The organism is Acidovorax delafieldii, assembly GCF_007993815.1.
Lineage (GTDB): Bacteria > Pseudomonadota > Gammaproteobacteria > Burkholderiales > Burkholderiaceae_C > Acidovorax > Acidovorax delafieldii.
Genome location: NZ_VJWE01000003.1, coordinates 39,721 through 58,276, shown reverse-complemented (window position 1 = coordinate 58,276; position 18,556 = coordinate 39,721). Strand labels below are relative to the sequence as shown.

Here is an 18,556-nt window from a genome sequence, read left to right as displayed (position 1 = left end):
TGTGCGCCAACCACCAGGCTGGCCCAGCCTCCTGCCGTCAGCCCTGCATGCCTCAGCGGGCCAGCACGGGCGCGAGGGCCTTGCCGGTGTGGGTCCCCGCCGCCACCACGTCTTCGGGCGTGGCCGCCGCCACGATGCGGCCGCCTGCGCCACCGCCCTCGGGCCCCAGGTCCAGGATCCAGTCGGCCTCGGCGATCACATCGAGGTCGTGTTCGATCACGATCACGCTGTGGCCGCCATCGACCAGGCGGTGCAGCACGCGGATGAGCTTGTCCACGTCGGCCATGTGCAGCCCCACCGTGGGCTCGTCCAGCACATACAGCGTATGCGGCGCCTTCTGGCCCCGTCGGCCGACCTCGTCGCGCACCTTGGTGAGTTCGGTCACAAGCTTGATGCGCTGGGCCTCGCCACCACTCAGCGTAGGTGACGGCTGGCCGAGCGTGAGGTAGCCCAGGCCCACGTCCTGCAAGAGCTGCAGCGGATGCGCAATGCTGGGCATGGTGGCGAAGAAGCCCACGGCCTCGTCCACTTCCATCTGCAGCACGTCACCGATGCTCTTGCCGCGCCAGGTCACGGCCAGCGTTTCGGGGTTGAAGCGCGCGCCGTGGCAGGTCTCGCAGGGCACCTTCACATCGGGCAAGAAGCTCATCTCGATGGTGCGCACGCCCGCGCCTTCGCAGCTAGGGCAGCGGCCTTCGCCGGTGTTGAAGCTGAAGCGCCCGGCCGCATAGCCACGTGCCTTGGCCTCCAGCGTCTCGGCAAACAGCTTGCGGATGGTGTCCCAGAAGCCGATGTAGGTGGCGGGGCATGAACGCGGCGTTTTGCCGATGGGTGTCTGGTCCACTTCGAGCACGCGGTCGATGCTCTCGAAGCCCGACAGGCCTGTGCAACCGACCAGTGGCGGCGCCTTGCCCGCGTCCATGGCATCGCGCCCGGCCTTGGTACTGCGCTGCTGCACCCAGGCCTGCACATTGGCCAGCAGCACATCGCGCGCCAGAGTCGACTTACCCGAACCGCTCACGCCCGTCACTGCCACCAGGCGGTGCAGCGGCACGGTGGCCGTCACGTTCTGCAGGTTGTGCAACTGCGCGCCATGCACCGTGAGCCAGCGCATGGCGGCGCGTTCCTTGGCCTCGGTCAGTGCGTCAGCGGCCAGCGATGCCGCCTGCGCCGCACGCTTCTTGACGGCGGCGGTTTGGCGGCCCGTGGGCGCTGCCGCCTCGGCCTGGGCAAAGGCCGCCGTGGCCTCGGCGCTCACCTCGCCGGGCGCCATGCTGCGGCGCAGCTGCAGCGGGTGCTTCATCGCGTGCAGCAGGTAGCGGCCAGTTTGTGAATCTTCGGCGCCCGTGATGTCGGCCACGCTGCCCTGCGCCACCAGGCGCCCGCCGCGTTTGCCGGCGCTGGGGCCGATGTCGATGATGTGGTCGGCGCGGCGGATGGTGTCTTCGTCGTGCTCCACCACCACCAGCGTGTTGCCCTTGTCGCCCAGCTTGTGCAGGGCGTTGAGCAAAATCTGGTTGTCGCGCGCGTGCAGGCCGATGGTGGGCTCGTCGAGCACGTAGCACACGCCCTGCAGGTTGCTGCCCAGCTGCGCCGCCAGGCGGATGCGCTGGGCCTCGCCACCGCTGAGCGTGGGCGCACCCCGGTCCAGCGTGAGGTAGCCCAGGCCCACTTCTTCCAGAAACTCCAGGCGGCTCTGGATCTCGGGCACCAGGTCGCGGGCAATGTCGGCCTCGCGCTGGGTCATGCCACCTTCAATGCGCAGGGTCTCGACCCAGCGGCGCACGTCCGTGACAGACAGCGCGGCAATGTCGGTGATGCCCACACCGGCAAACTGCACAGCGCGCGCCGTGGCGTTCAGGCGTGTGCCGCTGCAGCTCGGGCAAGCCGTGTCGGCCAGGTCTTCCACCTCGGGCTCGGCAAAGGTCTGCTCGCGGCCTTTTTCCTTGTCGTCCTGCACCGAGTCGTCAAACACCTTGCGCTGGTCCTTGGTGAGCTTGACGCCGGTGCCCACGCAGTCGGGGCACCAGCCATGTTTGCTGTTGTAGCTGAACAGGCGCGGGTCCAGCTCGGCATAACTGGTGGCACACACGGGGCAGGCGCGCTTGGTGGAGAACGCCTGCAGCGTGCCAATACCGGCCGTGGGCTGGCCGCCCTCCATGGCTTCGCGCAGGCCGGTGATGCCACTGAGCACATGCACCACGCCCTTGCCGTGCGTGAGCGCATCGGCCAGCGCGGTGCGCAAAGCCGCTTCGTTCTCGGGCGACACATCGAGGCTGGCCACGGGCAGCTCGATGGTGTGTTCCTTGAAGCGGTCGATGCGCGGGAAATTGGTGGTGGGCAAGAAGTTGCCATCCACGCGCAGATGCGTGTAGCCGCGCGGGCGGGCCCAGTCGGCCAGCTCGGTGTACACGCCCTTGCGGTTCATGACCAGCGGCGCGAGCAGGCCGATGTGCTGGCCGCGGAACTGCGTGAGCAGCTGCGCGGCGATGCTCTCGGGCGTCTGCGGCTGCACGGCGGCGCCGTCCTTCACGCAGTGCTGAGTGCCCAGCTTGACGTACAGCAGACGCAAGAAGTGCCACACCTCGGTGGTGGTGCCCACGGTGGACTTGCGCCCGCCGCGCGACAGGCGCTGCTCGATGGCGACGGTAGGCGGAATGCCGTACACCGCATCCACCTCGGGCCGGCCTGCAGGCTGCACGATGGAGCGCGCATAGGCATTGAGGGATTCGAGGTAGCGGCGCTGGCCCTCGTTGAACAGGATGTCGAACGCCAGCGTGGACTTGCCCGAGCCGCTCACGCCCGTCACCACATTGAACTTGCCACGCGGGATGTCTACGCTCAGGTTCTTGAGGTTGTGTTCCTTCGCATTGACGATTTCTATGGCGTTTTTGGCCGCAGGCGCTAGATCCATATGCGCAAGGCGCTCTGATTTTCGTAGCGCAGCAGCCTTTTCGTGCACCGAGTGGCCGCCCACGCCCAACGCCAGTTCGTAGTCGCGCAGTGCCTGCCCGGTGTGGGATGTAGCGTGGGCTCGCACGTCCTCGGGCGTGCCCTCGGCCACGATGAGGCCACCCGCATAGCCGCCTTCCGGCCCCAGGTCGATCAGCCAGTCGCTCGCGCGGATCACGTCCAGGTTGTGCTCGATGACGATGAGCGAGTGTCCTGCGTCGATGAGCTTGCGCAGTGCGCGCATCAGCTTGGCGATGTCGTCAAAGTGCAGGCCGGTGGTGGGCTCGTCGAACAGGAACAGGGTGCCTTTGCGTGCCACCGTCTGGCGCGATTTGCTTTGTACGCGTGCAGCCTCGGCCAGAAAGCCTGCGAGCTTGAGGCGCTGCGCTTCGCCGCCCGACAGGGTGGGCACGGGCTGGCCCAGCGCCACGTATTCGAGCCCCACGTCCACGATGGGCTGCAGCGCGCGGATCACGTCGCGGTCGTTCGCAAAGACGGCCGCAGCTTCGGCCACGGTCAGCGCCAGCACATCCGCCACATTCAGCGATTTGCCGCCGCGCTCGATGGTGATCTCCAGAATCTCGGGCCGGTAGCGCTTGCCGTCGCAGTCAGGGCAGCGCAGGTACACGTCGCTCAGAAACTGCATCTCCACATGCTCAAAGCCCGAGCCGCCGCAGGTGGGGCAACGCCCGTCGCCGCTGTTGAAGCTGAACTTGGCGGCGGTGTAACTGCGCTGCTTGGACAGCGGCGCCACGGCGAAGAGTTCGCGGATGCTGTCCCACGCGCCCACGTAGCTGACGGGGTTGGAGCGCGCTGTCTTGCCGATGGGCGACTGGTCCACGAACACCACGTCCGACAGGTGGTCGGCGCCCAGCATGCGGTCGTGCGCACCCGGTGCATCCGTGGCCTTGCCGAAGTGGCGCAACAGCGCGGGGGCGAGTACATCCTGGATCAGGCTCGACTTGCCCGAGCCGCTCACGCCCGTCACGGTGACCAGGCGCTGCAGCGGAAATTCGACTGTCACATCCTGCAGGTTGTGCTCGCGCGCGCCTTCCAGGATGAGGCGCGGGGTCGATTCCGTCACCATGCGCTTGAAGCCGAAACCCACATGCTTGCGGCCGCCCAGGTAGGCGCCCGTGAGCGTGTCGGCCTTGCGCAAATCCGCCGTGGTGCCGTCGAACACGATCTGCCCGCCCAGGCGGCCCGGCCCGGGGCCCATGTCGATCATGCGGTCGGCCGCGAGCATCACGGCGGGGTCGTGCTCCACCACCACCAGGGTGTTGCCCGCGTCGCGCAGGCGCAGCATGGCCTCGGTGATGCGGTGCATGTCGCGCGGGTGCAGGCCGATGCTGGGTTCGTCCAGCACGAAGAGCGTGTTGACCAGCGAGGTGCCGAGGGCCGTGGTCAGGTTGATGCGCTGCACCTCGCCACCGCTCAGCGTGCGGCTTTGCCGGTCGAGCGTGAGGTAACCAATGCCCACGTCGCACAGGTATCTGAGGCGCGTGGTGATTTCTTCGTGCAGCAATTTGAGCGCTTGCGCATCGCCGCCTTTGGCATCGTCGCCTACCGGCAACTGCATGCGATCAAAGAACCTTCGCAGGCGGTCGATAGGCAGCAGCATCAGGTCATGCAGGCACAGGCCGGGCAGCGCTTCGAGTTGCTCGCGCGACCACTGCACCCCCTCGGGCATGAACCGTTTGCCCGGCTCCAGCACCGCATCGGCATCTTCCTTACGGCCGATGCGCCACAGCAAGCTTTCGGTCTTGAGGCGTGCACCGGCGCAGGTGGGGCACGGCGTGTAGCTGCGGTACTTGGACAGCAGCACGCGGATGTGCATCTTGTAGGCCTTGCTCTCCAGGTACTCGAAGAAGCGCTTGATGCCATACCACTGCTTGCTCCACTGGCCGTCCTTGTAGCCGGGCGCGCCGCCGATGACCCATTTCTTCTGATCGTCCGTGAGCTTGTTCCAGGGCGTGTCGCGCGGGATGCCTGCCGCCTCTGCGTGGCGCATGAGGTCGTCCTGCGCTTCCTTCCATGCCGGCGTCTGGATGGTCTTGATGGCACCGGCGCGCAGGGTGAGCTTGTCGTTGGGGATGACCAGGCCGTAGTCCACGCCGATCACGCGGCCAAAGCCCCGGCAGCTGTCGCACGCGCCCACGGCGGAGTTGAACGAGAAGGCCGAGGGGATGGGGTCGCTGTAGCGCAGGTCGCTGTCAGGGCAGTGCAGGCCGGTGGAGAAGCGCCAGAGTTCGGCCTCACCCTCATCCACGAGACGATAGACATTCAGCCGCCCCGTGCCGCGCTTGAGCGCGACCTCGATGGCTTCGATCACACGCGCCTTCTCGGCGTTGCCCAGCCGGAACCGGTCGGCCACCACATCCAGCACCTTGCGCGGGCCGGTGGGCGTGGCCACTTCGCGCTCGGCCTGCACCTTGGTGAAGCCACTGGCAGACAGCCATTGCTCGACCTGCTCGGCGCTGGTGTTGGCAGGCAGCTCCACGGGGAACGTTAAGACGATGCGCGGGTCGCCCGCTGCGGCGCTGCGCTGCTGTAGCTCCGCATAAATGGTCTCGGGCGTGTCATGCCGCACCGGCTGTGCCGTCTGCTTGTCGAACAACTGGCCGGCACGCGCGAACAACAGCTTCAGGTGGTCGTTCAGCTCCGTCATCGTGCCCACGGTGGATCGGCTGGAGCGGACCGGGTTGGTCTGGTCGATGGCAATGGCCGGGGGCACACCCTCGACCTTGTCCACGGCGGGCTTGTCCATGCGGTCGAGGAACTGGCGCGCATAGGCGCTGAAGGTCTCCACATACCGGCGCTGGCCCTCGGCATAGAGCGTGTCGAACACCAGACTGGACTTGCCCGAGCCACTGGGGCCTGTGACCACCGTGAGTTCTCCGGTGCGGATGTCCAGATCCAGGTTCTTGAGGTTGTGCTGGCGTGCGCCGCGGATTCGGATCAGTCCCTGGGTCATGGAAGCGGTCTTTCGGGTGTGAGGCGGGACATTCTAGGGACGCACCTGGCGTTTGCGCCTGCGCGCGCCGATTACCCCCGAGACGCGCTGCGGTGCTTTGACCGTGGACAAAGCACAAGCAATGGAGCAGCGGCGGGCGAAAAGCGGGTGTTCTGGCCCGAAACATCGGTTTAGACTGCGGCCTTTCACACAAAACAAGAGGAGACCGCCATGACAAAACAATGGCAACTGCGAGCGGCCGGCCTGGTCCTGGCGCTTGCGGCCAGTGCAGCCAGCCATGCCCAGATCCTGATCGGCCAGACAGCAGGTTTCAGCGGCCAGGTGGCAGCGGGCGTGAAAGAGACCACCGATGGCGCGCTGCTGTTCATCGACGCCATCAACGCCAAGGGCGGTGTCAATGGCCAGAAGATCGAGCTGATCTCCCTGGACGACAAGTTCGACCCCAAGCTGGCGGCGGAAAACGCCCGCACGCTGATTGAGGACAAGAACGTGTCGGCCCTGTTCCTCAACCGGGGCACACCCCACACCGAGGCCATCCTGCCACTGCTGGATAAACACGGCGTGGTGCTGGTGGCACCGTCCACCGGCGCCATGGTGCTGCACCAGCCGGTGCGCAAATACATCTTCAATGTGCGCGCCACCTACCAGCGCGAGGCCGAAAAGGCAATCACCCACCTGGCCTCCATGGGCATCACCCGCGTGGCACTTGTGTACGCGGACGACAGCTTTGGCGCCGACGGCATCCAGGGCGCGCAAAAGGGCCTGGCGGCCGCCAAACTGACGGCGGTGGTGTCTGAAAAATTCGACCGCGCCAAGCCCGACTTCGCCCCCATTGCCGCCAAGGTGGCCAAGGCCGATGCGCAGGCGGTGCTGATGGTGGCCTCGGGCTCTGCGGTGGTGGATGCCACCACCGCACTGCGCACGGCGGGCTCGGCCGCGCAGATTGTGACGCTGTCCAACAATGCCTCCAGCGGCTTCATCAAAAGCCTGGGGGCCAACGCGCGGGGCGTGATCGTGACCCAGGTGTTCCCCAACGAACGGGCCGTGACCTACCCGATGGTGAAGGAAGCCCAGGAACTGGCCAAGACCAAGGGGCTCACCGAAATCAGTCCCGCCATGCTGGAAGGCTTTGCCGCCGCCAAGGTGCTCGTGGAAGGCCTCAAGCGCGCGGGCCCCAAGCCCACCCGCGAGAAGATCCAGGTCGCGCTGGAGAGCATCAAGAAGCTGGACCTGGGCGGTCTGGAGGTGAACTTCAGCCCCGAGGACCACACCGGGCTGGACTTTGCCGACCTGGCCATCATCGGCACGGACGGGCGCTTCCGCCGCTGAGCGCCCGCCTACGCGTTTTTACAGTTGTCCCGCGCGGGGGCGTCCCTACACTCGGGCGCTCCACACGCAGGAGACAACCCCATGAAGAAAACTGGCCTGGCCGGCGCGCTCTGCGCTCTGGCTGCTGCCCTGGGTATCGGTTCGGCCCATGCACAGATCCTCATTGGCCAGACGGTGGGCATCACCGGCTCGGCCGCCGCCACGGTGGCCGAATCCATGCAGGGCGCAGCCCTCTACATCGACCATGTCAACGCCAAGGGCGGCGTGGGCGGGCAGAAGGTGGAGGTGCTATCGCTGGACGACAAGTTCGACCCCAAACTGACCCTGGACAACACCCGCATACTGATCGAACAAAAGGGCGTGATCGGCCTGTTCATGACCCGTGGAACGCCCCACACCCAGGGCATCATCCCGGTGCTGGAGCAGCATGGCGTGCCGCTGGTGGGTCCGTCCACCGGGGCGATTGCGTTGCACCAGCCGGTGAGCAAATACGTGTTCAACGTGCGGGCGCCCTACCAGCGCGAGGTGACCAAGGCCATTTCGCACCTGCACACGCTCGGCATCCAGCGCATTGGCGTGGTGCATGTGGACGACACGTTTGGCGCCGACGGGCTGGCTGGTGCACAGGCCGGATTCAAGGCCAACAACATCGAGGCGCTGTTCATCGAAAAGTTTGACCGTGCCAAGCCCGACTACAGCGCCATCGCCCCGCGCGTGGCCGGCAAGCAGCCCCAGGCCGTGATCTTCATCGGCACCGGCGCTGCGGTGGTCGACGGCATCAAGGCCTTGCGCGCCGCGGGCGTTGCCGGACAGATCGTCACCCTGTCCAACAACGCGTCGGGCGGGTTTGTGAAGGCCCTGGGCGACCAGGCCCGGGGCGTGGTGGTGACGCAGGTGTTCCCGTCCGAGCGCTCGCTCAACTACCCGGTGATCAAGGAGGCCATCGATCTGGCCAAGGCCAAGAACATCGGCGACCTGACGCCTGCCATGCTGGAGGGCTTTGTGAGCGCCAAGGTGCTGGTGGAAGGCCTCAAGCGCGCAGGTGCCAAGCCCGACCGCGCCAAGCTGCATGCAGGGCTGGAGAGCATCCACAAGTGGGACCTGGGTGGGCTGGAGCTGAGCTACAGCCCCACCGACCACAGCGGACTGGACTTCTCCGACCTGTCCATCATCGGCACGGACGGCCGCTTCAAGCGCTGACGCGGCGCAAGCGCCCGCGCGTGACGACACGACAAAAAAAGGCCCTGCCAGCGATTGCTGGCAGGGCCTTTGTCATGCCGGGCAATGCGCTTATTGCGCGCTGGCAGCCGATGCAGGGGCTGCAGCGGGTGCCGGCGCGGCGGCGGCTGCGGGTGCAGCTGCGCTGGCGGGTGCCTCGGGGGCGTGCACCGCATCGGCACCGTGCTTTTCTCCGCCCATGTCGGCCTTGTCGCCCGCCGTGATGATCACGTACATCGACAAGGCGGCAAACAAGACGAAGCCAACAACAATCTTCCACATATCAATATCTCCTGGGATGGGTTTGTTCAATCAAGGGGCCTGGCTAGGGATGCTGTGCACGATTCGTCGCGCCGTATGCATCTGCGGGCTCGGGCGGTCTGCCGCGTTGCAAAACCTCGCAATAGCTGCGGCTATTGCTGCGTTTTGCGCCTTGCAGCCCATCCCGATCCGCAGCGCACACTTACCGCTCGAATCATGCACAGCATCCCCGGGGTTATGGGTTGTACTGGTGCGCGGACAAGCCCCTTGATGGAACACAGGGCCCGACCCTTGCGGGGCGGGCCCTGTACACCGGTCAGTAACGATCAGTCGTTGGCGTAGATGTCCACGTCCTTGGTTTCCTTGATGAACAGGCCACCGATCACCACCGTGGCACCGGCGATGATGATGGGGTACCACAGGCCGTTGTACATGTTGCCGGTCTGGGCCACGATGGCAAACGCCGTGGTGGGCAGCAGGCCGCCAAACCAGCCGTTACCGATGTGGTACGGCAGGGACATGGACGTGTAGCGGATGCGGGTGGGGAACATTTCCACCAGCATGGCGGCGATGGGGCCGTACACCATGGTCACCAGCAGCACCAGGTAGGTCAGGATGATGGTGACCATCACCTTGTCGATGCGTGCAGGGTCTGCCTTGGTGGGGTAGCCAGCGGCCTTCAGGTCGTCGGCCACGAGCTTCTTGAACTCGGCGTCCTTCTTCTTGGCTTCGTCAGCGCTCAGGCCCTTGCTGGTGTACGAGGGGATTGCGGTTTCGCCAATCTTGATGCTCGCCACCGTACCGGCGGGAGCCACAGCGTTTTCATAGCTCACCGAAGCGCCAGCCAGCACCTGCTTGGCGATGTCGCACGAGCTGGTGAACTTGGTGGTGCCGGTGGGGTTGAACTGGAACGAGCACTCGGCAGGGTCAGCGGTGATCACCACCTTGTTCTTGGCCTGGGCTTCAGCCAGGGCAGGGTTGGCCGCCTTGGTAAGCGCACCGAACACAGGGAAGTACGTCAGCGCGGCCAGCAGGCAGCCTGCCAGGATGATGGGCTTGCGGCCGATCTTGTCCGACAGCGAACCGAACACGATGAAGAACGGCGTACCAATCAGCAGCGAAACGGCCACGAAGATATTGGCGGTGGCGCCATCGACCTTCAGCGCTTGCGTCAGGAAGAACAGCGCATAGAACTGGCCCGAATACCACACCACGGCCTGGCCGGCGGTCAGGCCCACCAGTGCCAGGATCACGATCTTCAGGTTCTTCCACTGGCCGAAGGATTCGGTCAACGGTGCCTTGGAGGTCTTGCCCTCGGCCTTCATCTTCTGGAAGGCAGGGGATTCGTTCATCGACAGGCGGATCCAGACCGAAATGGCCAGCAGCAGGATCGACACGATGAACGGAACACGCCAGCCCCAATCACCAAAGGCTTCTTCGCCCAGCACGGTGCGAGTGCCCAGGATCACCATCAGCGACAGGAACAGGCCCAGCGTGGCGGTGGTCTGGATCCAGGCGGTGTAGGCGCCGCGCTTGCCGTGCGGTGCGTGCTCGGCCACATACGTGGCAGCACCGCCGTATTCACCGCCCAGTGCCAGGCCTTGCAGCAGGCGCAGGGCAATCAGGATGACGGGAGCGGCCACACCGATGGACGCGTAGGTTGGCAAGATGCCCACGATGAAGGTGGACAGGCCCATGATCAGGATGGTGACCAGGAACGTGTACTTGCGGCCGATCATGTCGCCCAGGCGGCCGAAGAAGATGGCGCCGAAGGGACGAACAATGAAGCCCGCCGCAAACGCCAGCAGCGCGAAGATGAACGCCGAACCGGCATCCAGACCGCTGAAGAACTGCTTGGCGATGATGGCTGCGAGCGAGCCGTACAGGTAAAAGTCGTACCACTCGAAAACGGTGCCGAGCGACGAGGCGAAGATGACCTTCCTCTCTTCGGGCGACATCGGCCGCGGTGCGGGATGAACAGTTGCCATGGTGTGTGTCTCCTATTGGTGTTACAGACCGCACTGCGGCGGGCTGCACGCATTCTTGGAGATGGCACTGACCACCCTCTGACGCGAAACCAACAAGAGCTTTCATCAAACTGACCGCTCTCTGACAACTTAGGGTGAAACCCGCAGCACCCCTTTCAGCATCCGGAAATTGCTCAGGGCTTGCCGGGTAAACCCGATGGGAGCTGGCTGACAGCGTCCCAGGCGGGGCCGTCGAACCAGGCGTCGCCATCGAGGTAGGCACGCAGCATGGGCAGGCCGTCCAGCCCCCAGAACAGCTTGCCATCCACACCGAACGCGGGCACGCCAAACACACCGGCTGCTTGCGCGGCTTCGGTGTTGGCGCGCAGCAAGGCCTTGGGGCCGTCGCTGTTCACGTCCTGCCCGGGGCGCACCTGCTCCGCCAGCGCCTCGGCCAGCGTGGCCAGGCGCGCAGGGTCCAGCGCGTCGGCGCCGCCTTGCCACACGTGCCGCAACACCGTGCCCGCCACGTAGCGGTTGATGCTGCCGTCGTCGCTGCAGGCCAGGGCCTGGCGCAGCAGGGGCAGCGGGTTGAACGGGTGGCGCGCAGGCATCTGCAGTGGCGTGCCTTGCGCATGGCCCAGCCAGGTCACATGGCGGTAGGTCCAGTCGCGCTTGGGGGCAATGCCCGCAGGGCCGGGGTTGCCGTGCTGCTGCAGCAGGGCACCCAGCAGCACGGACTGGTAGGTCACGCTGTAGGTCAGCCCTTCCAGCACCTCGGGCAAGCGCTCAAACGCCAGCCAGGCATAGGGAGAAATGAAGTCCAGGTAGAACGTGATGCGCTTCATGCTTCGGTCTCCGGCACGGGCCAGGCAATGCCGGCGCGTTGCAACAACTGCGCCCAGATGGCGCGCCGCTGCGGAGCGTCGGCACGCGACCAGGCGCGGATTTCATCCAGCGTGCGAAAGCAGCCTTCGCAGTGGCTGCGGTCGGGCGTCATGCGGCACACCGAAATGCAGGGCGAAGGCACTGGCTCGGCACTTTTGGGGTCAAATTGGCCAGTAGCGCTAGTCTCTTTTGCCTTGGCAGCTAGCAGATCAATAGCATTCATGCGACCGCCTGGGGCGCAGACGCGTCCGCCACCGGTGCTTGCACCACGTCCACCACGGGTGCGCCCGTCAGACGCTGCAGGTCGGTGGGGTGCAAGGGGAACACACCATGGGGGTGGCCTGCTGCGGCCCACACCACGTCAAAGCGCAGCAGGTCCTGGTCAATGAGCGTGACGGGCGGCGTGGCATGCGCCACGGGCGACACGCCGCCAATCGAGAAGCCGGTGCGCGATTTCACAAACTCGGCATCGGCCCGGCCGATCTTGCCGCCCACATGGGCTTCCACCTTTTTCTCGTCCACGCGTCGGTCGCCCGAGGTGACCACCAGCACCGCAGCATCGTCGCTCTTGCGCCGGAAGATGATGCTCTTGGCCACCTGCCCCACCAGGATGCCCAGCGCATCGGCGGCCTGCTGTGCGGTGCGTGCGGCATCGTCCAGCATCTGCGGCAGGTGCGGGTGGCCGCGCCGCTGCAGTTCGGCAGCCACTCGCTGTACGCCCTCGGGCAGGTTCTTCAGTTCGGCTCCACACATTCGCGTTGTCTCCAGCAGGTCCACAGGGGGGCGTGATTCGGTCGGGTCTCCCTCCATTTTGCCGCGCGCCATGGCCTCCCTCGCACCCCGGCCCGCATGTCCCTGCACGGCGCTCCGGCACCCGGGCCAAATCCGGCCACTTTACAAACAGGAAATGTGTGCGCCCCACAATGCGCCGAACCTTCCCAACCCAACCGCTCCCACGCCCATGAACGATGCTGCGTTGTCCCCGCTGTGCCCGAGCCTGCCCGCGACCTCCCCTGCCAACACTGTGCCGGGCCGCCCCGCCCTCGGGGCATTGCCATGCCGGGGAGCGTTGCTGGGGCTGCTGCTGATCGCGGGCATCTTGTCCGGCTGCAGCAAACCCAACGAGGTCCCCGCACCGGCCAAGGCCGCCCCTGAAGTGGGCGTGATCACGCTCAAGCAGCAAAGCCAGCAGCTCGAAGCCGCCCTGCCCGGCCGCACCCGCGCCTCGCTCACGGCCGAGGTAAGGCCCCAGGTGTCGGGCATCCTGCAAAAGCGCCTGTTCACCGAAGGGATGCTGGTGCGCCAAGGCCAGCCGCTGTACCAGATCGATGACGCCTCGCTGCGGGCCACCGAAGCCAGCGCGCAGGCAGCCCTGGCCAAGGCCGAGGCCACCGCGCGCACCCAGGAGGCCACCGCCAAGCGCAATGCGGAGCTGGTGAAGATCGACGCCATCAGCCAGCAGGCCTTTGAAGAAAGCCAGGCCGCCGCAGCCCAGTCGCGCTCCGACGTGGCCGTGGCCCAGGCCAACCTGGCCACCGCCCGCATCAACCTCAAGTACAGCCGCATCGAGGCACCGATCAGTGGACGCATCAGCCTGTCCAACGTGACGCCGGGAGCGCTGGTCACGGCCAACCAGGCCGATGCGCTGACCTCCATCGTCCAGCTTGACCCGATGTACGTGGATTTCACCCAGTCCACCACCGAGCTGATGCAGTTGCAGCGGGACTGGGACGCAGGCCGCTTCCAGAAGGTCGAGGGCGACAAGGTCCCCGTGCGCATCCGCCTGGACGACGGCACCGAGTACGCGCAACGCGGCCAGCTGCAGTTTGCCGGCGTGATCGTGAACGCCACCACCGGCACCGTCACGCTGCGCGCCGTCGTGCCCAACCCCAAGGGCACGCTGATGCCCGGCATGTACGTACAGGCGCTGCTGCCCACCGGCCTTGCGCCCGAAGCCCTGCTGGTGCCCCAGCAGGCCGTGACCCGAGACCTCACCGGCAAGCCCAGCGTGCTGGTGGTCAAGGAAGGCGATGTGGTGGAAAAACGCCCGATCAGCATCGACCGGGCGGTGGGCAACCAGTGGCTGCTGCAAGGCGGGCTGGCTGCCGGCGAGCGCGTGGTGACCGAAGGGTTCCAGCGCGTCAAACCGGGCGACAAGGTGCGCGCGGTGGAGGTGGACCCCAAAGCACCCGCCAAGGGCCGCAAGGGAGCCCCTGGCGCCGACGCGCCGCCCGCTGCAGGTGCCGCGCCCGCCTCGGCCCCTGCCCCAGCGGCCTCCCGCTGAGCACGAAGGACGCAGCACATGGCTCAGTTCTTCATCAACCGGCCCATTTTTGCCTGGGTCATCGCTATCATCATCATGTTGGGCGGTGCACTGTCCATCGTCACGCTGCCACTGGAGCAGTACCCCGACATCGCTCCGCCACGCGTGACCATCGGCTCGCAATACACCGGCGCCTCGGCCGAGACGGTCGAAAACTCGGTCACGCAGATCATCGAACAGCAGCTCAAGGGCATCGACAACATGCTCTATATGAGCTCGACCTCGGATGCCTCGGGCCGCTCGCGCACCACGCTCACCTTCGCGCCCGGCACCAACATCGACGTGGCGCAGGTGCAGGTGCAGAACAAGCTGCAGGCCGCCACCAACCGCCTGCCCGACGCCGTCAAGAGCCGGGGAGTGTTCGTCAACAAGGGCGGGCAGGACTTCCTGGTCACTTACAGCTTCTTCTCCAAAGACCCCTCGATGAGCGCCGTGGACATCGGCGACTTCCTGACCAGCAGCCTGGTGGACGTGATCGGCCGCATCGACGGTGTCGGTGACGTGACGGTGTTCGGCACCAACTACGCCATGCGCATCTGGATGGACCCGGCCAAGATGGAGAAGTACGCGCTGATGCCGTCGGACCTGGTCAATGCGCTCAACGCCCAGAACGCGCAGGTATCTGCCGGCCAGCTGGGCGCCCTGCCCGCGGTGTCCGACCAGCAGCTCAACGCCACCATCACCGCCCGCACCAAGCTCAAGACGGTGGAGCAGTTCGAGGCCATCGTGCTCAAGTCGGCGCTCGATGGCTCAGTGGTCACCGTCAAGGACGTGGCCCGCGTAGAGCTGGGCGCCGAGAACCTGACTGTGAAGGCCAAGCTCAATGGCATGCCCGGCGCGGGCATGGGCATCGTGCTGGCCGACGGCGCCAACGCCATGCAGGTGGCCGATGCCATTGCCGCCAAGCTGGCTGAACTCAAGCCCTACTTTCCCAACCAGATCGACTACTTCGTGAGTTCGGACTCCACGCCCTTTGTGCGCGCCTCCATCAAGGAAGTGGTCAGCGCACTGGGCGAAGCCATGATCCTGGTGGTGATCGTGATGTTCGTGTTTTTGCAGAACTTCCGCGCCACCCTGATCCCCGCCATCGCCGTGCCGGTGGTGCTGCTGGGCACCTTCGGGGTGCTGTCGCTGGCGGGGTATTCGATCAACACGCTGACCATGTTTGCCATGGTGCTGGCCATCGGCCTGCTGGTGGACGATGCGATCGTGGTGGTCGAAAACGTCGAGCGGGTGATGCACGAGACCGGCCAGTCGGCCAAGGAGGCCACCCGCCAGTCCATGCGCGAAATCACGCCCGCCCTGGTGGGCATCGGGGTCACGCTGTCGGCGGTGTTCGTGCCCATGGCGTTCTTTGGCGGCTCCACCGGCGTGATCTACCGGCAGTTCTCCATCACCATCGTGGCGGCCATGGCGCTGTCGGTGTTTGTGGCGCTCACCCTCACCCCGGCGCTGTGCGCCACGCTGCTCAAGCCCGCAGCCGCGTCTGCCGGGCATGACCGGCCCATCCGCCGCGGCCTGCTGGGGCTGAACGACCGGTTCTTCCGCTGGTTCAACCACCATTTCGACGCCACTTCGGCACGCTACCAGGGCACAGTGGCCTACACCCTGCGCCGCACCAAACGCATGGTGCTGATCTTTCTGGCGGTGTGTGGCGTGGTGTGGCTGCTCATGGCGCGCCTGCCCACATCCTTCCTGCCCGACGAAGACCAGGGCTTCCTGTACGTGAACGTGAACCTGCCCTCGGGCGCCGCCGATGCGCGGCTGCAGAGCGTGCTGGACCAGGTGCGCGACTACTTTGCGCAGCAGCCCGATGTGCTGAGCTTCTACCAGGTCTCGGGCATCAACGGAGACCAGGCCTCGGCACGTGGCTTTGTGCGCCTCAAGCCCTGGGAAGACCGCACGCTGCCCAACCAGGCCGCCGCGCAGATCGCCTACAAGGCCACGCGCGACCTGGCCTCCATCCGCGATGCGCGGGTGCTGGTCGTCATGCCGCCGGCCGTGCGGGGCCTGGGCTCCAGCTCGGGCTTCAACTTCGTGATCAAGGACATGAACGGCCTGGGCCACCAGGCGTTGCTGGCGGCCACCAACACCTTTCTGACCGAAGCGCGCAAGCGGCCCGAACTGACCAACCTGCGCATGACCAACCTGGAGGACGCCAGCGAGCTGCGCCTGGAGATCGACGACCGCAAGGCCGCCGCGCTTGGGCTGTCGTACAACGACATCAACAGCGTGCTCTCCAGCGCCATTGGCGGCACCTACGTGAACGACTTCCTGAACAACGAACGGGTCAAGCGCGTGTACATCCAGGGCGACGCCCCGGCGCGCATGCTGCCGCAGGACGTGGCGCGCTGGAGCGTGCGCAACAGCAAGGGCGAGATGGTGCCGTTTGGCGCGTTCTCCACCAGCTACTGGGCCTACGGCTCGCCGCAGCTGCTGCGCTACAACGGCAACCCGGCGTACGAGCTGGAAGGCCGCGCGGCACCAGGCGTGAGCTCGGGCGCAGCCATGAAGATCGTGGAAGACATCCTGCGCACACTGCCTCCCGGCATTGGCTACGAGTGGACGGGCGCCTCGCTGCAGGAACGCCAGTCGGGCGCCCAGGCCCCCATGCTGTACGCGATCTCGATCCTGTTCGTGTTCCTGTGCCTGGCAGCCCTGTATGAAAGCTGGACCGTGCCGCTGTCGGTGATCCTCGCCGTGCCGCTGGGCGTGGTGGGCGCGCTCGCCGCCACCTACACCCGGGGCCTCACCAACGACGTGTACTTTCAGGTGGGGCTGCTGACCACGGTGGGGCTGGCGTCCAAAAACGCGATCCTGATCGTGGAGTTTGCGGTGCAGCTGCAGGAGCAGGGCAAGAACCTGTTTGACGCCATCGTCGCGGCCGTGCGCCTGCGCCTGCGGCCCATCCTGATGACCTCGCTGGCGTTTGGCTTCGGGGTGATCCCGCTGGCCATCGGCACCGGCGCGGGTGCAGGCGGGCGGGTGGCCATCGGTACCGCCGTGCTGGGCGGCATGCTGGCTTCCACGGTGCTGGGCATCTTCCTGGTGCCGGTGTTCTTCCTGCTGATCCGCCGCTGGTTCAAGAGCCGGTCGCGCAGCGAGGACAACGCACCGCCACCGCCTGCCACCACCCTACCGCACCCCACTCAGGAGAGCGCAGCATGACGCGCCCACCCTTTTTGCCACGCCGCCAGCGCCGGATTGCCGCCATCGCTGCAGCCCTGGCCATCACCGCACTGATCGCGGGCTGCAACCTGGCCCCCATGCACCAGACCCCCGCCCTGCCGGTGCCTGACACCGTGGGCACCACCAGCGGACAGCCGGCCGTGGCCAGCGACGCCAGCCTGCAGGCGGCAGCGGCGTTGGGCTGGGTGCAGGCCCAGCCGCTGCGCGATGTCATTGCCCTCGCGCTGTCGAACAACCGCGACCTGCGCGTGGCCGTCGAGACCATCGAACGGGCCCGCGCCCAGTACGGCATCACCCGCGCCGACCTGTTGCCCAGCGTCACCGCGCAGGCGCAGGCCAGCCGCGCGCGCACCGCCGCCGGCATGAGCAGCGCCACAGCCCCTGCACAGGTGGCCACGCAGTACACGGCACAACTGGGGTTTGCCAGCTACGAGATCGACTTCTGGGGTCGGGTGCGCAACCTCAACGACGCAGCGCTGCAGCAGTTTCTGCAGAGCCAGCAGAACCAGCGCAACATCCAGACGGGCCTGATTGCCGATGTGGCCAACGCCTGGCTCACCCTGGCCGCCGACGAAGCCCGGCTGCAGCTGGCGCGCGACACCCTGGCCAGCCGCGAAAAGGCCTATGCACTGACCGAACGCATCCACGCCATCGGCTCCACATCGGGACTGGTGCTGGCCCAGGCGCAGACCACGGTGGACGCGGCACGCGGCGATGTGGCGACCTACCTGGCGCAGGTGGAGCGCGACCGCAACGCACTGCAATTGCTGGCGGGCGGCCCGGTGCCTGCGGCCCTGTGGCCCACTGCCAGCACGCTGCGTGCAGACGCGCAGGCCCCGGCGGCGTTGCAGCCCGTGCCGGTGCCGCTGGCCTCCAACGTGCTGCTCGCCCGCCCCGATGTGCAGGCCGCCGAAAACGCCCTGCGCGCCAGCGAAGCGAACATCGGCGCTGCGCGGGCGGCCCTGTTCCCCACCATCAGCCTCACGGCCAATGTAGGCACCGGCAGCCGCGAGCTGGACGGCCTGTTTGGTGCAGGCAGCGGCACCTGGAGCTTTGTGCCGCTGGTCCGCCTGCCCATCTTCGACGCCGGCCGCAACCGCGCCAACGTGCAGGTGGCCGAGGCCAACCAGCGCATCGCGGTGGCCCAGTACGAAAAGGCCGTGCAGACCGCGTTCCGCGAGACCGCCGATGTGCTGGCCGACCGCGCGCAGTGGGACGAGCGCATTGCGGCGCAGACGCGGCTGGTGGCCGCCACCCAGAAAGCGTTCGACCTGTCGGAGGCGCGTTTCAAGGCCGGGGTGGACAACTACCTCACGGTGCTGGATGCGCAGCGCAGCCTGTATGCGGCGCAGCAGACCCTCATCGGCCTGCGCCAGGCCGAGCAGGTCAACCGCGTGACGCTGTGGAAGGTGCTGGGAGGCACCCCGGACGCCGGTTGACGGCGGCCGGGTGCAG

At 66.5% G+C, this 18,556-nt stretch carries 11 protein-coding genes; 5 read left to right on the top strand and 6 right to left on the bottom strand.

Going from position 1 to position 18,556, the window contains the following annotated elements:
• Nucleotides 1-52: 52 nt before the first annotated feature.
• Nucleotides 53-5,926, bottom strand: a complete 5,874-nt coding sequence (uvrA, locus tag ATF69_RS01760; RefSeq protein WP_146869731.1) for an excinuclease ABC subunit UvrA — start codon at nt 5,924-5,926, stop codon at nt 53-55.
• Nucleotides 5,927-6,136: 210 nt separating this feature from the next.
• Between uvrA and ATF69_RS01755 the strand changes: the two genes are divergently transcribed.
• On the top strand, nt 6,137-7,255 hold the full coding sequence (locus ATF69_RS01755) for an ABC transporter substrate-binding protein (protein WP_192422265.1): 1,119 nt from the start codon (nt 6,137-6,139) through the stop codon (nt 7,253-7,255).
• 81 nt (nt 7,256-7,336) lie between these two features.
• On the top strand, nt 7,337-8,455 hold the full coding sequence (locus ATF69_RS01750; RefSeq protein ID WP_146869730.1) for an ABC transporter substrate-binding protein: 1,119 nt from the start codon (nt 7,337-7,339) through the stop codon (nt 8,453-8,455).
• Between the two features lie 90 nt (nt 8,456-8,545).
• Here ATF69_RS01750 and ATF69_RS01745 read toward each other — a convergent pair whose 3' ends face one another.
• From ATF69_RS01745 to ATF69_RS01725, 5 genes are all read right to left on the bottom strand, one after another.
• Nucleotides 8,546-8,755 (bottom strand): hypothetical protein, encoded by a 210-nt coding sequence (locus ATF69_RS01745; protein ID WP_056057887.1) that lies wholly within the window; start codon nt 8,753-8,755, stop codon nt 8,546-8,548.
• A gap of 305 nt (nt 8,756-9,060) precedes the next feature.
• Nucleotides 9,061-10,722, bottom strand: a complete 1,662-nt coding sequence (locus ATF69_RS01740) for an MFS transporter (protein WP_056057882.1) — start codon at nt 10,720-10,722, stop codon at nt 9,061-9,063.
• A gap of 173 nt (nt 10,723-10,895) precedes the next feature.
• Complete coding sequence (locus tag ATF69_RS01735) at nt 10,896-11,549, bottom strand: 2-hydroxychromene-2-carboxylate isomerase (protein WP_146869729.1); 654 nt, start codon at nt 11,547-11,549, stop codon at nt 10,896-10,898.
• Nucleotides 11,546-11,812 carry a DUF1289 domain-containing protein gene (locus ATF69_RS01730; protein WP_015015746.1) on the bottom strand — a complete coding sequence of 89 codons (267 nt, stop codon included), beginning with the start codon at nt 11,810-11,812 and terminating at the stop codon, nt 11,546-11,548. Before ATF69_RS01730 ends, ATF69_RS01735 begins: the two co-directional genes overlap by 4 nt.
• A complete protein-coding gene (locus ATF69_RS01725) occupies nt 11,809-12,342 on the bottom strand; it encodes a YbaK/EbsC family protein (protein ID WP_146869728.1) in 534 nt (177 codons plus the stop codon). Before ATF69_RS01725 ends, ATF69_RS01730 begins: the two co-directional genes overlap by 4 nt.
• Nucleotides 12,343-12,550: 208 nt before the next feature.
• On the opposite strand from ATF69_RS01725, the gene ATF69_RS01720 reads away from it, so the two are divergent.
• The 3 genes from ATF69_RS01720 to ATF69_RS01710 are packed head-to-tail and all read left to right on the top strand — an operon-like array spanning nt 12,551 to nt 18,540.
• A complete protein-coding gene (locus ATF69_RS01720; protein WP_244303636.1) occupies nt 12,551-13,873 on the top strand; it encodes an efflux RND transporter periplasmic adaptor subunit in 1,323 nt (440 codons plus the stop codon).
• Nucleotides 13,874-13,891: 18 nt separating this feature from the next.
• Complete coding sequence (locus ATF69_RS01715; protein ID WP_146869727.1) at nt 13,892-17,080, top strand: efflux RND transporter permease subunit; 3,189 nt, start codon at nt 13,892-13,894, stop codon at nt 17,078-17,080.
• On the top strand, nt 17,077-18,540 hold the full coding sequence (locus tag ATF69_RS01710) for an efflux transporter outer membrane subunit (RefSeq protein WP_146869726.1): 1,464 nt from the start codon (nt 17,077-17,079) through the stop codon (nt 18,538-18,540). The genes ATF69_RS01715 and ATF69_RS01710 overlap by 4 nt, the downstream gene beginning before the upstream one ends.
• Nucleotides 18,541-18,556 lie beyond the last annotated feature (16 nt).

Coding starts and splice junctions, on each gene's coding strand:
- uvrA (WP_146869731.1), bottom strand. CDS start 5,926: ATGACCCAGGGACTGATCCGAATCCGCGGCGCACGCCAGCACAACCTC.
- ATF69_RS01755 (WP_192422265.1), top strand. CDS start 6,137: ATGACAAAACAATGGCAACTGCGAGCGGCCGGCCTGGTCCTGGCGCTT.
- ATF69_RS01750 (WP_146869730.1), top strand. CDS start 7,337: ATGAAGAAAACTGGCCTGGCCGGCGCGCTCTGCGCTCTGGCTGCTGCC.
- ATF69_RS01745 (WP_056057887.1), bottom strand. CDS start 8,755: ATGTGGAAGATTGTTGTTGGCTTCGTCTTGTTTGCCGCCTTGTCGATG.
- ATF69_RS01740 (WP_056057882.1), bottom strand. CDS start 10,722: ATGGCAACTGTTCATCCCGCACCGCGGCCGATGTCGCCCGAAGAGAGG.
- ATF69_RS01735 (WP_146869729.1), bottom strand. CDS start 11,549: ATGAAGCGCATCACGTTCTACCTGGACTTCATTTCTCCCTATGCCTGG.
- ATF69_RS01730 (WP_015015746.1), bottom strand. CDS start 11,812: ATGAATGCTATTGATCTGCTAGCTGCCAAGGCAAAAGAGACTAGCGCT.
- ATF69_RS01725 (WP_146869728.1), bottom strand. CDS start 12,342: ATGTGTGGAGCCGAACTGAAGAACCTGCCCGAGGGCGTACAGCGAGTG.
- ATF69_RS01720 (WP_244303636.1), top strand. CDS start 12,551: ATGAACGATGCTGCGTTGTCCCCGCTGTGCCCGAGCCTGCCCGCGACC.
- ATF69_RS01715 (WP_146869727.1), top strand. CDS start 13,892: ATGGCTCAGTTCTTCATCAACCGGCCCATTTTTGCCTGGGTCATCGCT.
- ATF69_RS01710 (WP_146869726.1), top strand. CDS start 17,077: ATGACGCGCCCACCCTTTTTGCCACGCCGCCAGCGCCGGATTGCCGCC.